Genomic DNA, 13,434 nt, shown 5'->3' with positions numbered 1-13,434 from the left:
TGGGAAATATTTTTATCAAAAATAATCGAAAATTTTAAATATTTTTCAAAAGTTTCTAAAGAGAACAGAATTACGCCACCGAAAAAAAGCGAGCAGCGAAAGTTGGAAATCTAACGAAGTGGTTCGACGACTTCAGGAGTCAATTTGGCACCCAAAATATTTTAGGCATAAAATTTTTAATAACCCTTTAATTTTTCTAAATTTGTGAAAATCCTAAAATTTAAAAATGGAAACCGATACGCACACGGAAAAAATTCTTATTACTGGTGCTTTAGGACAAATAGGCACCGAACTGACCAATAGATTAGTGGAAATTCATGGCGCAGAAAATGTAATTGCTTCTGGACTGGATAGATGGGACAAAAAGCTTACTTCTGCGGGATTTTATGAAAGAATGGACGTTTCTAACACGCAATTGGTGAGACAAGTTTGTAAAGATTACGAAATTACTACTGTCTATCATTTGGCTTCTTTATTGTCCGGAACTTCGGAAAGACAGCCACAATTCGCTTGGAAACTGAATGTAGAGCCGCTACTGAATTTATTAGAAATGGCGAAAGAAGGTTTGATAAAAAAAGTTTTTTGGCCAAGTTCTATTGCGGTTTTTGGAAAAGGAATTCCGAAGGAAAATGTGGGTCAAGATGTAGTTCTAAATCCTACAACGGTGTACGGAATCTCTAAAATGGCAGGAGAAAAGTGGTGCGAATATTACCATGAAAAATACGGAGTAGATATTAGAAGTATCAGATATCCAGGTTTAATTTCTTGGAAAACTCCAGCTGGTGGTGGAACTACAGATTATGCAGTAGAAATCTTCTACGAAGCAATTGAAGAAGGAAAATACAAATCTTTCATTTCTGAAAATACAGCAATGCCAATGTTGTACATGGATGATGCAATAAATGCAACGCTAAAACTTATGGAAGCGCCATCTGAAAATCTTACGGTAAGAAGTTCGTATAATTTGGGCGGAATGAGTTTTACACCAAAAGAATTGGCAACAGAAATTAAAAAAGAAATTCCAGAATTTGAGATTTCTTATGAGCCAGATTTCAGACAAGCTATTGCTGATTCTTGGCCAGCTTCTATAGATGATTCTGTGGCGAAAAAAGATTGGGGATTAACCTATGATTTTGGCATTACAGAAATGACCAAAGATATGATTAAAAACCTGAAGGTGAAATTGGGAAAATAATCAAGTGATGGAATTTTAGAATGGTAGAGTTCTAGAGAACTTAAATTCTTCACCACAAAATAATTTTAAACTTTGTCTGCGGATTGTAGACAAAGTTTTTTATTTTTACGATATGGTTTTACTTACTTTTAACATCATCGCTCCCGAAATTCCAGTTTCTTATCAAAAAATAGTTGCTGAAGAGGAACTATTGAAGATTACAACAAATGGAACACAGAAAATTCTGGAAATTCTAGAAAAATATCAAATTCACACTACTTTTTTTGTGGAAATTTCTTTGGTGGAAAAGTTACCGGAACTTTTGAAAAGCATTACTAAAAAAGGTCATGAATTGGGCTTGCTCAATAAATATTCATATCAAAAAGAGATAGAAACCGCTAAAGGTTTCTTAGAAGAACTGACGGGGAAAAACATCAGAGGAATGAGACAGTTTCCCGAAAAAAGGCTAAGTTCTGAAAAACTGAAAGCCATGCAATTTATTTATCGTTCACCGATGGATTTTTCTAATATTTTCTTTTTCAAAAATGCTTTAGAAAGAAAAATTGCTTACGAAGAACATGAAATTATGGTGATACCAGAAAGTGTTTCGCCGTATTCTAGACTTCCATATAATGATTTTACGTTTCAGATGATTCCCATGAAATTTTATCAAAATATGGTAACAGAAACGCTGCAAAAAGAAGAATATGTGATGATTTATCTAAATTCTTGGCAGTTTGTAGAACTCAATGATAAAAAGTTTGGATTGTCTTTTTACAGAAAATACAATCTTGGCGTACAAATGGAAGAAAAACTCAATCGTTTTCTAAAATTTGTAGAAGAAAATGATTTGGCCATTACCAGAATGAAGGATTTCTTTTTCTAAATTAAATTACACCAATTCTATAACGGTAATTTCTGGGTTGATGCCCACTCTTCCAGGATAGGCAATAACGCCGAAACCTCTGTTTACATAGAGATATTTTCCTTCTGACTCATATAAATCAGCCCATTTTTTGTATTTGAATTTTACTGGCGACCATTTGATGTTTTTCAAATCTAAACCAAATTGCATTCCGTGAGTGTGACCAGAAAGGGTAAGATGAACATTGGTTTTGTGTTTTTTTACCACTTCGTCAAAGTGAGTTGGGTCATGGCTCATCAAAACTTTAATCGCATCTTCAGGAACGCCCTTCAAAGCTTTGTCTAAATCGCCATATTGTGGAAAAGGTTTGATTCCCCAATTTTCTACACCCAAAAGATAAATTTTCTCTCCGTTTTTTTCTAAAGCAATATTTTCATTGCGCAGAAGTTTAAAACCTGCTTCGGCTTGATAGTTTTTCAAAATTGGGATGTTTCGCGCTTTTTCTTCTCGAGAATTCCAAGCGCCATAATCGCCATAATCATGATTTCCTAAGATAGAAAATTTGCCATCTTTGGCTTTAATACTTTTAAAAAGTGGAATAAATGGTTTGAATTCATCCGCATAATTATTCACCATATCACCGGTGAATAAAACAACATCAGCATCTTGTTCGTTAATCAGGTCAATCGCTTTTTGTAATTTTTGAGGATTGAAAAAACTTCCGCTGTGAACATCAGAAATTTGTACGATTTTATAACCTTTAAAACTTTCAGGGAGATTTTTAAATCTTAATTTTATTTTTCTTACTGAGTGTCTATATTTTCCGAAAATAATGCCATCAATTGCCAATAAAGAGAAAATTCCAGCAGCAGCAAGAGCGGTGGTAGAAATGAATTTTCTACGCTCAGGAAAATAGTTTTCATTAGCGGTGAAATATTTAAAACCAAATTCTAAAAATCTGGTAAAATCTCCAATCAATAAAAATATTAAAGACAATAGCTTCGGGAAAACGAAAATCATGACCGCAGAAACCATTAATTGAATTTGTTGATGGTCTCTAGAAGCTTTATTAAATGTTAAAATCCAATATAAGATGATTCCGTAAGCCAAAAGTGTAAAAACCCAATACCCAATTCTAATGTAATTATTGGTGGTGATATTTCTAATCGCTTGATAAACATATATTTCTATAATGAAAAATACAGCGAGTAATACTATAAAATTTGTTTTCATAAATTATTCTTCATAAAAAAACTCCGACAAGTTAAGTAGTCGAAGTTTTGTATATTTTGTTTCAGAATTCTGATTAAGGCATCTTGTAAACAATACAGTTGATGTTCATTCCTGCACCTACAGAACCCATTACTACATAACCTCCTTTTTTGAAAGAATGACCTTTCATTTCTCCTTTTGCAATTAAATCATACATAGTAGGAATCGTGGCTACAGATGAATTTCCTAAATATTGAATCGTCATAGGAGACACATTTTCGTCATATTCTGATTTCCCGTATAATTTATACAATCTAGAAACCATAGCATGGTCCATTTTTGCATTGGCTTGGTGCATTAAGATTTTATCAATGTCTTCTATGCCAATTTGAGCATTATCCATTGTTTCTTTTACCGCAGCAGGAACGTTTTTGAGAGCATATTCATAAATTTTACGACCATGCATTCTGATATACATTTTTTCTTGGTCTGCTTCTGGATTAAGCGAATGAGAATTTTCTAAATACAAAAGTTCTTCTGCATTATCACAAACGGTATTGGTAGCAATAATTCCTACGTTTTCTTGTTCAGATTTTTGTAAAACTACAGCTCCAGCTCCATCTGCGAAAATCATTTTATTTCTGTCAAATGGGTCAGTTACACGACTTAATGTTTCACCACCAATTACTAAAATGGTTTTTGCTTTTCCTAGTTTAATTAAATCGTCTGCTAAAATCATCGCTTCTACCCAACCTGGACAACCGAAAATCATATCATAAGTGATGCATTTTCTGTTTTTAATACCCAATTTATGCTTTACTCTTGCCGCCATATTCGGCATGAAATTCGCCATTCCGTTAGCTGAAACTTCTCCAAAATTACTCGCGAAAATGATATAATCGAGGTCTTCTTTTTCTATTTTAGCATCATAAATGGCTTCTTTAGCAGCTTGTACACCAAGGTCAGAATTAAATTGGTCATTTCTCAGATATCTTCTTTCTTCAATTTCTGTGATGTCTACAAATTTTTTAATAATTTCTTCATTGGGTTTATCAATAAAATCTCCTGCGTCTGTATAAAACTTAGAGTTGATAAAATGAGAGCCATCAATTACTCTTTCTGGAATGCAACTACCTGAACCTACAATTACTGAACTTGGCATAATTTCTATATTACATTTATAATTAAGGGGCAAATTTATAAATTAAATCATAACAAACGCATAGAAAATAATTATTAACTTTGCAATTCTCAATATTTTTTTAAATATGAAAAAAAACGCTCCTCTTATTGGGCTTATTGTCTCGGCAAGTGTAATGCTAATTGCCTTCGGAATTTATTATTTATTTTTAGCAAAGAAAAATGAATATTTAGTAGATAATCCTACTACTAAAACCTTTTATTTTAAGATTAATAACGGCGAAGAAAAAATCATTACTTCTGGTCAGTTTGTAAAAGTAGATCTTAACAGAGGGAAACAAAACAGCATTAAAGTTTTTGATGATAAAAAGAAGCTTCTTTTTGATTCTGCTTTTAATGTTTCACAATACAGAGGTTTATTGAATATTGCTGGAGAAGAATATTTTGTACACCGTCAGTTTTATGGCTATATTCCGAATAAAGATTCCCTATTGATGGCGAGTACTTTTGAAATGGACGGCGTAAAACTTCCTGGCCATGTTACCAAGCATAAAAAATTATACATAGAGGACTTTTATTATAATGTAGACGAAGATTATGATAAAGTCATTAAAAACATTGATAAATTAGAATCTAGGACTAAAATTTATAGAAAAGAAGATTTTAAACTTTTCTACAAAGAGAATTATCAATAATACACCTAGGAAAAAGTTAGCTAAAAATATTACTCAATACTTAATAAATACATGCAAGTAAAACCATACAATACCGATCAAAGTAAAAAAACTGAAGTAGAAGATATGTTTGATAACATCGCTCCAAAATATGATTTATTGAATCATGTTTTATCGATGAAAATAGATGTGCTTTGGAGAAATACTTTAGTAAAATGGATGAATAAAGATGCTCCGAAACTCGTACTAGATGTAGCGACAGGAACAGGTGATCTTGCTATTGCGGTACAAAAAGGAACTGGAGCAGAAGTAGTAGGTTTAGACCTTTCTCAGCAAATGCTAAATGTAGGGATTGATAAAATTAAGAAGATTAATCTAGACCAAAAAATATCAATGCAAAAAGGAGATGCAGAAAATCTTCCTTTTGATGATAATAAATTCGATGCAGTTTCCGTTGCATTTGGAGTAAGAAATTTCGAAAATTTAGAAAAAGGTTTAGCCGAGCTAAGAAGAGTGGTAAAAGAAAATTCTAGCGTTTATATTTTAGAATTTTCAAAAGTAGAAGGGTTTTTAGCGCCATTTTATATGTTTTATTTCAAAAATATTTTACCACAAATCGGTAAATTAGTTTCTAAAGATAATAGAGCATATACTTATTTGCCAGATTCTGTAAATGCTTTTCCTTTTGGTGAAAAAATGAAACAAATTTTACTAGAAATAGGATACAGCAAAGTAGAATATAAAAAACTAAGTTTAGGGATAGCTACCATTTATAAAGCGACCAAATAATCACCCATGAAAAAAACGTTAATCAAAACATTCTCGCTCCTTTTTTTAGGAATGTTTTTGTTTACTCAAGCTCAATTTAGAAACAGAGATAGACAAGACAGAAGACAAGAGCAAGATTCTTATCAATACAGTTATGGTTTTTATTTAAATCTTAACCAATTTGACTATAAACTCGTTCTAGACCCGAAATATGGAATGGAAGACAAAGTAAATCTTGTTCAAACCAAACCTACTTATGGTTTCGGAGCTGGGTTTATTACTAAAATGAGACTTAATGATAACTTTGATTTAAGAGTAGAACCAGGTTTACAATTTGTAGAAAGAGAGCTTACTTTTAATACACAATCAAACGACCAATATGCTGCAGATACTAATAATCCTTTTACACCAAAAACGCTTAATGAAGCAGATATGGTTAGAAGAGTGAAATCTACGTATGTAGACATCCCGATTATGCTAGAAATTCACGCAGACAGATGGTATAATTCTAGACCTTATGCTGCAGCTGGACTTAATTATATGGTGAACTTACAGTCTAATTCTAGTGCTACAGATGACAATCAACAAGGGATTTTCAGAAGTACAACCCATAATTTTGCATGGAGTGCAGAGATAGGCATGCAGTTTTATTTTTCTAAGGTTAAGTTTACTCCAGCTTTTAGAGGAACCTTTGCCTTTAATAACGAAATTGTAGCAGATAACGCTGGAACGCCACCTTATTGGACGGCAGCAATCTCTACCATGCAAACCAGAGCTTTCATGTTTGTATTGAAATTTGAATAAGAAAAATTTTTCTAAATATTTGATTTAAAGAAGATTCTAAGGAGTCTTCTTTTTTTATTTAAAGTTTTGCTTTAAATTATTATTAAATTTCTGTTTAACTGATTATTTTTTTTATATTTTTGCATAAGTTAGAACTAACACCTGAAATGCTTAAAGAATTAGAGAATAATTTTTCTTTACTTGAAAAAAAGATTTTTGAGATGAATAAAAGTTATCAAAATCTTTTAGAAAAGCATGCTATTCTTACAGAAGACTTTGAAAATCTGAAAGTTAAGTATGAAGAAGAGCATAAGAAAAATCAGGAGTTAACAGAAGAGCAAAAAAAAATAAAATTAATCTCAGCAATATCTGGCAATCCAGACCACAATCGATTGATGAAAAATCATATCAATAGATTGGTCAAAGAAATAGATGCTTGTATTGCACAACTTCAAAATAGTGGCTTGTAATGGAAGTAAGAAGAATTACCATAAACATTGCCGGAAGAAATTATCCTCTTAATGTTCCTGCTACAGAAGAAGAAACACTTCGTAGAGTAGGGAAACAGATAGAAGGAATGATTAGAGAATTTGAAGCTAATTTTGATGTTAAGGATAAACAAGATGCACTCGCAATGTGCGCCCTAAAATTAGGAGCAAATGCAGAAGTACATCAACTTAACTCAGAAAAAATTATAAAAAATGCTAATGATAGATTAATGCAAATTAATCAGCAATTAGATGAATTAGAAAAGTAAAAACTTTTCTATAAAAACTTGCCTACAATAGTTCTAACACATTACAGGTAAACTCAACGCTAAACAATTACCGAACGAATGTCTTTGCAATGGCGTGCTGCTTTACGCAGATTACAGAGCATAGAAAACAGTTCAAATCGTGTTGATTAGGAGTTTACTCTATATCACTGAACTGTTGTAGGTTTTTTTATTTTTAAAAATTAAGTAATTGACAATTAAAACTCGATATATATGGATATAACCACTATTATTATCGGTGCTATTTGCCTGATTTTAGGTTTGGTTGCAGGAACGTTGTTCGCAAAAAGTTCCCTAAACTCTAAAGCTAAATTCATCGTGAAAGATGCTAAAAAAAGCGCCGAAAACATTATAGAAAACGCGAATGTAAAGGCTGAAGCTATTAAAAAAGAAAAAGAAGCTCAAGCAAAAGTAAAATTCTTAGAACTCAAATCTCAGCATGACGAAAACATTAACAGTCGTGAGAAAAAAATGCAAGAAGCTGAGAAAAGAATTAGAGACAAAGAACAAAAACTAAATGACGAACTTTCTAAAACTGGAAAACTAGAAAAAGATTTAGAAAGACAGAAGGCAGAGTACGATAAAAAACACGAAATCGTACAGAAAAAACAACAAGAATTAGACGTAGCGATTGCTCAAAAAGTAGAAATGTTAGAAAAAATTTCTAACTATTCGGCAGAAGAAGCAAAAGCAGAACTCGTAGAGTCTATGAAAGCTGAAGCGAAAACCAAAGCTCAGGCTCACGTACAATCTATTATGGAAGAAGCGCAATTGAACGCTAAAAATGAAGCGAAAAAAATTGTGATTCAGACTATTCAGAGAATTGGTACAGAACAAGCAATTGAAAACTCAGTTTCTGTATTTAATATAGAATCTGATGAGGTAAAAGGTAGAATCATCGGTAGAGAAGGTAGAAATATCAGAGCGCTAGAAGCAGCAACAGGTGTAGAAATCATCGTAGATGATACTCCAGAAGCTATTTTGCTTTCCTGTTTTGATCCAGTAAGAAGAGAAGTGGCTAGATTATCACTTCACAGATTGGTAACAGACGGTAGAATTCACCCAGCGAGAATAGAAGAAGTAGTAGAAAAAACGCGTAAACAAATAGAAGAAGAAATCATAGAAGTGGGGAAAAGAACCATTATTGATTTAGGAATTCACGGTTTACATCCAGAGTTAGTTAAAATCGTAGGTAGAATGAAATTCCGTTCTTCTTATGGTCAAAACTTACTACAGCACTCTAGAGAAGTGGCAAATATCGCTGCAACTATGGCTGCTGAATTAGGCTTAAACGTAAAATTAGCAAAAAGAGCTGGTTTATTACACGATATTGGAAAAGTTCCAGAGCAAGAATCAGAACTTCCTCACGCACTTTTAGGAATGCAGTGGGCTGAGAAATTTGGAGAAAATCCAGAAGTGGTAAATGCAATTGGAGCGCACCATGACGAGGTAGAAATGACTTCTTTATTATCACCAATTATTCAAGTAGCGGATGCAATTTCTGGTGCAAGACCAGGAGCGAGAAGACAAGTTTTAGAATCTTATATCCAAAGATTAAAAGATTTAGAAGCAGCTGCATTAAGCTTTGATGGAGTTTCTAGTGCATTTGCGATTCAGGCAGGTAGAGAATTGAGAGTGATGGTAGAATCTGCAAAAGTAACAGACGAAGTGGCTCATCAACTTTCTTATGATATTTCTGAAAAAATTCAGAATGAGTTAACTTACCCAGGTCAAGTAAAAGTGACGGTAATTAGAGAAACAAGAGCCGTAAATATCGCAAGATAATAACTCATCAAAATAACAAATTAAAACTCCTTTCAAATTTTCGAGAGGAGTTTTTTTATTGCAAATTTTTACAAATAATAGATTCTGAGAATGTAAAAATAATTTGATTTAACCTTTCCTGATTTGCGATGAATAGAAATTCTTTTGATTGAAACTTTCCCAACTTGGGACGGAGAGAAATTGTTTTACTTTAAACTTTCCTAATTTGGGATGAATAAAAATATTTTTGGTTCAACTTTTCCCAACTTGGGACGGATAGAAACTGTTTTGCGACTTACAAGAACGGTTTCATTTCGTCTTCGATTTGTTTCCTCAGATCCATCAATTTGATGGCGTATTGTTCCATTTGTTTTTCCTGTTCAGTTTCGGGGATGAATTTGGGAACTTCTATCGTATTTCCTTCGTCATCTACTGCCACAAAAACGATGATACAATGCGTTTTTTTCTCAAATTCTTTGCGTTTTATATTTCTGGAAAATACATTGATGGCAATGTGCATGCTGCTTTTGCCGGTGTAAATCACTTCGGCTTCTACTTTTACAATGTGACCAATTTTGATGGGCGAAAAAAACCTTATTCCACCAACATAGACCGTTACGCAGTAGCTAGAACTCCAAGAACTTGCACAAGCGTAACCAGCTTGGTCTATCCATTTCATTACGCTTCCACCGTGTACATTTCCTCCATAATTTATGTCTCCTGGTTCAGAAATAAACTGAAAAATAGTCTTGTTGCTCATTTGCTCTAAAATTTGAATAAAGATATTCAATAATTTTTGAAATATAGAGATTAATCTTATTTTTGGAAGATGAAAAAAGTATATTTTTTAAAGACTTGCAGTACTTGCAAAAGAATCATGTCTGAATTTGATTTAACTGATTTTGAACAAAGAGAAATCAAGTCAAAAGCATTGTCAGAAGATGAATTGCAAGAAATGTATGCCTTGTCAAACTCTTATGAAGCGCTTTTTAGCAAAAAATCTACTCAAATCAAGGAACGAAATATAGAAGTGAAATCTTTACAAGAAGAAGATTTTAAAAAACTGATTTTAGAGGATTATCATTTTCTAAAACGCCCCGTTTTTATCATCAATCAAGAGATTTTTATAGGAAGTGACAAGAAGAATATTGAACTATTAAGAGACAAATTAAAATAAAAAAAGCAGTTCGGAAAGAACTGCTTTTTGAGTATGTTATAAAAGTTTCCTTATACAAATGGTAATTTTACCACTTTAGCAGGAATATTTTTATTTCTGATTTGAATAAAGATTTCAGAATCTAATTTGAAGTAAGGTTTAGCTACATAAGCAAGACCAACTCCCACTTTTTTCAAAGGGCTCATCGTTCCAGAAGTTACTTTTCCGATTTCATTTCCTTCTGCATCTACCACCAAATAATCATGTCTAGGAATTGCTTTTTCTTGCATTTCGAAACCTACTAATTTTCTAGAAACACCTTCTTCTTTTTGTTTTAAAAGGAATTCTTTATCTACAAATTCTTTATCAAACTTGGTAATCCAGCCTAATCCAGCTTCTAATGGAGAAGTGGTGTCATCAATATCATTTCCGTAAAGACAGAAACCTTTTTCTAGTCTCAAAGTATCTCTAGAAGCCAATCCACAAGGAATTAGTCCAAATTCTTCACCTGCTTTTGTCAATTCATCCCAAAGTTTTTCTGCACTTTCGTTCCCGAAATAAATTTCAAAACCTCCACTTCCTGTATAACCGGTATTAGAAATAATCACGTTTTCTACGCCTGCTACAGTTCCTACCGTGAAATGATAGTAAGGAATTTCAGAAAGATTGGTTTCCGTAAGTTTTTGAAGGGTTTCTACGGCTTTCGGACCTTGAATCGCAATGAGAGAAGTTTCATCTGAAATATTGCTTAATTGAGCCCCGAATTTTTCATTATAATGAGAAAAATGATTCCAATCTTTATCGATGTTAGAAGCATTTACCACTACAAAATATTTTTCGTCATTCATTTTATAAACGATTAAATCGTCTACTATTCCGCCATTTCCATTCGGTAGACAAGAATATTGTGCTTGTCCGTTCGTCAGTTTTTCTACATTATTAGAAGTGATAAATTGGAGTAAGTTTTTAGCTTCTGGACCTTCTACATAAAACTGTCCCATGTGTGAAACATCAAAAATTCCTACTTTTTCGCGTACAGCAAAATGCTCTTCTGTAACGCCAGAATATTGTACAGGCATTTCGAAACCTGCAAAAGGAACCATTTTAGCTCCTAAAGAAACGTGCTTGTTATACAGTGCTGTTTTTTTATCCATTTTTTATTTTTTTAACTTGATAAAAGATATTTTTTAATTTTTAATTTTTAACCTTTGCCTTTGCCTTTACCTTTACCTTTACCTTTACCTCTACCTCTACCTCTACCTCTACCTCTACCTTTACCTTTACCTTTACCTTTACCTTAAAGATGATGTTTATATTCTTCTAAAATGATTTTAAACCATTCGGTAAAATGTTCAGGGTTTTGTTTCATTTCTTGGTCTAAATTTTCCATAGAAATGTATCTTACTTCGGCTACTTCTTCTAAATTGAGTTGAAAATCTCCTTCGTAATTTCCTACAAAAACATGGTCTAATTCGTGTTCCCAAAGATTTCCACCTACATCTGCTTTATAAATAAAATAGAATTTTTCTGAAATTTCGGTATCTATTCCTAATTCTTCTTTTAATCTTCTTTTGGCTGCTTCTTCATAGGTTTCATTCGCTCTAGGATGGGAGCAACAAGCATTCGTCCATTGATTGGGAGAATGGTATTTTTCTGCGGCTCTTTTCTGGAGAAGCATTTCGCCTTTTGAATTAAATAAAAATACAGAAAATGCTCTATGCAACAAACCATTGATATGTGCTTGTTGTTTTTCCATCAAGCCTAGAACTTCATCATTTTCGGTAACTAAAACTACTTTTTCTTCCATAATTGTTCGACTTCTCAAATTTAATGATAATCTACGAGATAAAGAATTGATTTTAGAAATTTGAATTTTTTATACTTTACATAGCTTTTTTGTGCGTAAAATTTTTAAAAAACCTTTATTAATTAGGGATTTAATATCTATAATTTTCTCTAACTTTGCAACTTGAAAATCAGATATTGGAGCATTAAATACAAATGCTGCTGCTGAAATTCTTGTTAAAGACAAAAATTTTTGAGCAACAAGAATTTATAGATTCTAAATTTTTAATGATTAATCTAAAAAAAATATAAATGAAGGTATTAGCAAATGATGGATTGACACTATCAGGAATAAATGCTTTAGAAGAAAAAGGTTTCACTGTAATTACGGAAAAAGTTCCTCAAGAAGAGCTTGTTTCTTACATCAATGCAGAAAAAATCAGAACACTTTTGGTAAGAAGCGCAACTAAGGTGACTAAGGAAATCATAGACAACTGCCCATCTCTACAAATCATAGGAAGAGGTGGAGTAGGAATGGATAATATAGAAGTAACATACGCTAGAGAACAAGGACTGCATGTAATCAATACACCAGCTGCTTCCTCTGAAAGTGTTGCTGAATTGGTTTTTGCACATTTATTTACAGGATGCAGATTTTTACAAGATTCTAATAGAAAAATGCCAGTTTCTGGTCAAACAGAATTTGCGAAACTTAAAAAATCTTACGAAAAAGGTTTGGAATTAAGAGGGAAAACCATTGGTATTGTTGGATTGGGTAGAATTGGTCAAGAAGTAGCAAGAATCGCTTTTGGATTAGGAATGAAAGTCATCGCTTCTGATGTAATGATAGATAAAACAAGTGTGAGAGTAGATTTCTATAACAACCAATACATTGACATAGAAATTGTAACTGAACCTTTCGAAGAAGTGATAAAAAAAGCAGACTTTATAACGCTTCACGTTCCTGCTCAAAAATCTGCGATTATAGGCAAAGAAGAAATGGCTAAAATGAAAGATGGAGTGGCATTAATCAATTGTGCAAGAGGTGGAGTAATAGATGAAAAAGCCTTAATAGAAGCTTTAAATGCTGGTAAAGTTTCTTTTGCGGGATTAGATGTTTTCGTGAATGAGCCTACACCATCAGAAAAAATTCTTACTCATCCTAAAATTTCTTTAACGCCTCATACTGGAGCGTCTACTTTAGAAGCCCAAGACAGAATTGGCGAAGAATTGGCGATGCAAGTTGCTAGTATTTTAAAAATTTGACTAGTCCTAAAAAACCGATACAGATTATAGGACAAAAATAAATAATTAAACCAAAGTAAAAACGTTTTTGCT

15 protein-coding genes are annotated in these 13,434 nt (G+C 32.6%); 10 read left to right on the top strand and 5 right to left on the bottom strand.

The window, feature by feature from the left end:
* The first annotated feature begins 226 nt into the window (after positions 1–226).
* On the top strand, positions 227–1,195 hold the full coding sequence (locus QO190_RS06830; protein WP_371462207.1) for an NAD-dependent epimerase/dehydratase family protein: 969 nt from the start codon (positions 227–229) through the stop codon (positions 1,193–1,195).
* 112 nt (positions 1,196–1,307) lie between these two features.
* Complete coding sequence (locus QO190_RS06825; protein WP_371462208.1) at positions 1,308–2,060, top strand: polysaccharide deacetylase family protein; 753 nt, start codon at positions 1,308–1,310, stop codon at positions 2,058–2,060.
* 6 nt (positions 2,061–2,066) lie between these two features.
* On the opposite strand, the gene QO190_RS06820 is transcribed toward QO190_RS06825, so the two are convergent.
* Both QO190_RS06820 and QO190_RS06815 read right to left on the bottom strand, forming a co-directional pair.
* Positions 2,067–3,272 carry a metallophosphoesterase gene (locus tag QO190_RS06820; protein ID WP_371462209.1) on the bottom strand — a complete coding sequence of 402 codons (1,206 nt, stop codon included), beginning with the start codon at positions 3,270–3,272 and terminating at the stop codon, positions 2,067–2,069.
* Between the two features lie 73 nt (positions 3,273–3,345).
* Positions 3,346–4,413: a 3-oxoacyl-ACP synthase III family protein gene (locus tag QO190_RS06815; RefSeq protein ID WP_371462210.1), complete on the bottom strand. Its 1,068-nt coding sequence runs from the start codon at positions 4,411–4,413 to the stop codon at positions 3,346–3,348.
* A gap of 106 nt (positions 4,414–4,519) precedes the next feature.
* On the opposite strand from QO190_RS06815, the gene QO190_RS06810 reads away from it, so the two are divergent.
* The 6 genes from QO190_RS06810 to rny all read left to right on the top strand — a co-directional run bounded on the left by QO190_RS06810 (position 4,520) and on the right by rny (position 9,176).
* Complete coding sequence (locus tag QO190_RS06810; RefSeq protein ID WP_069796607.1) at positions 4,520–5,086, top strand: hypothetical protein; 567 nt, start codon at positions 4,520–4,522, stop codon at positions 5,084–5,086.
* A 51-nt stretch (positions 5,087–5,137) separates the two neighbouring features.
* Entirely contained in the window at positions 5,138–5,854 is a 717-nt protein-coding gene (gene ubiE / locus QO190_RS06805) for a bifunctional demethylmenaquinone methyltransferase/2-methoxy-6-polyprenyl-1,4-benzoquinol methylase UbiE (protein ID WP_371462211.1), read from the top strand.
* 6 nt (positions 5,855–5,860) lie between these two features.
* The gene (locus QO190_RS06800; RefSeq protein WP_371462212.1) at positions 5,861–6,637 is read left to right on the top strand and encodes a porin family protein; all 777 of its coding nucleotides are present in this window, start codon (positions 5,861–5,863) and stop codon (positions 6,635–6,637) included.
* A gap of 146 nt (positions 6,638–6,783) precedes the next feature.
* Positions 6,784–7,086 carry a hypothetical protein gene (locus QO190_RS06795; RefSeq protein WP_371462213.1) on the top strand — a complete coding sequence of 101 codons (303 nt, stop codon included), beginning with the start codon at positions 6,784–6,786 and terminating at the stop codon, positions 7,084–7,086.
* Positions 7,086–7,373 (top strand): cell division protein ZapA, encoded by a 288-nt coding sequence (locus QO190_RS06790; RefSeq protein ID WP_371462214.1) that lies wholly within the window; start codon positions 7,086–7,088, stop codon positions 7,371–7,373. Before QO190_RS06795 ends, QO190_RS06790 begins: the two co-directional genes overlap by 1 nt.
* Before the next feature lie 231 nt (positions 7,374–7,604).
* Positions 7,605–9,176: a ribonuclease Y gene (rny, locus tag QO190_RS06785; RefSeq protein ID WP_371462215.1), complete on the top strand. Its 1,572-nt coding sequence runs from the start codon at positions 7,605–7,607 to the stop codon at positions 9,174–9,176.
* Positions 9,177–9,450: 274 nt separating this feature from the next.
* On the opposite strand, the gene QO190_RS06780 is transcribed toward rny, so the two are convergent.
* Positions 9,451–9,915 (bottom strand): acyl-CoA thioesterase, encoded by a 465-nt coding sequence (locus tag QO190_RS06780; protein ID WP_371462216.1) that lies wholly within the window; start codon positions 9,913–9,915, stop codon positions 9,451–9,453.
* Between the two features lie 69 nt (positions 9,916–9,984).
* On the opposite strand from QO190_RS06780, the gene QO190_RS06775 reads away from it, so the two are divergent.
* Positions 9,985–10,332, top strand: a complete 348-nt coding sequence (locus QO190_RS06775; RefSeq protein WP_371462217.1) for an arsenate reductase family protein — start codon at positions 9,985–9,987, stop codon at positions 10,330–10,332.
* A gap of 50 nt (positions 10,333–10,382) precedes the next feature.
* Here QO190_RS06775 and gcvT read toward each other — a convergent pair whose 3' ends face one another.
* On the bottom strand, positions 10,383–11,465 hold the full coding sequence (gene gcvT / locus QO190_RS06770; protein WP_371462218.1) for a glycine cleavage system aminomethyltransferase GcvT: 1,083 nt from the start codon (positions 11,463–11,465) through the stop codon (positions 10,383–10,385).
* 143 nt (positions 11,466–11,608) lie between these two features.
* Positions 11,609–12,118 (bottom strand): isopentenyl-diphosphate Delta-isomerase, encoded by a 510-nt coding sequence (gene idi / locus QO190_RS06765; protein ID WP_104792510.1) that lies wholly within the window; start codon positions 12,116–12,118, stop codon positions 11,609–11,611.
* 290 nt (positions 12,119–12,408) lie between these two features.
* Between idi and QO190_RS06760 the strand changes: the two genes are divergently transcribed.
* Complete coding sequence (locus tag QO190_RS06760; protein ID WP_371462219.1) at positions 12,409–13,362, top strand: D-2-hydroxyacid dehydrogenase; 954 nt, start codon at positions 12,409–12,411, stop codon at positions 13,360–13,362.
* Positions 13,363–13,434 lie beyond the last annotated feature (72 nt).

The sequence above is a fragment of the Cloacibacterium sp. Arc13 genome, from assembly GCF_041431305.1.
In the GTDB taxonomy this organism is placed as follows: Bacteria; Bacteroidota; Bacteroidia; order Flavobacteriales; family Weeksellaceae; genus Cloacibacterium; species Cloacibacterium caeni_B.
The sequence above is the reverse complement of the archived record's forward strand: the minus strand, read 5'-3'. Positions and strand labels throughout refer to the sequence as shown.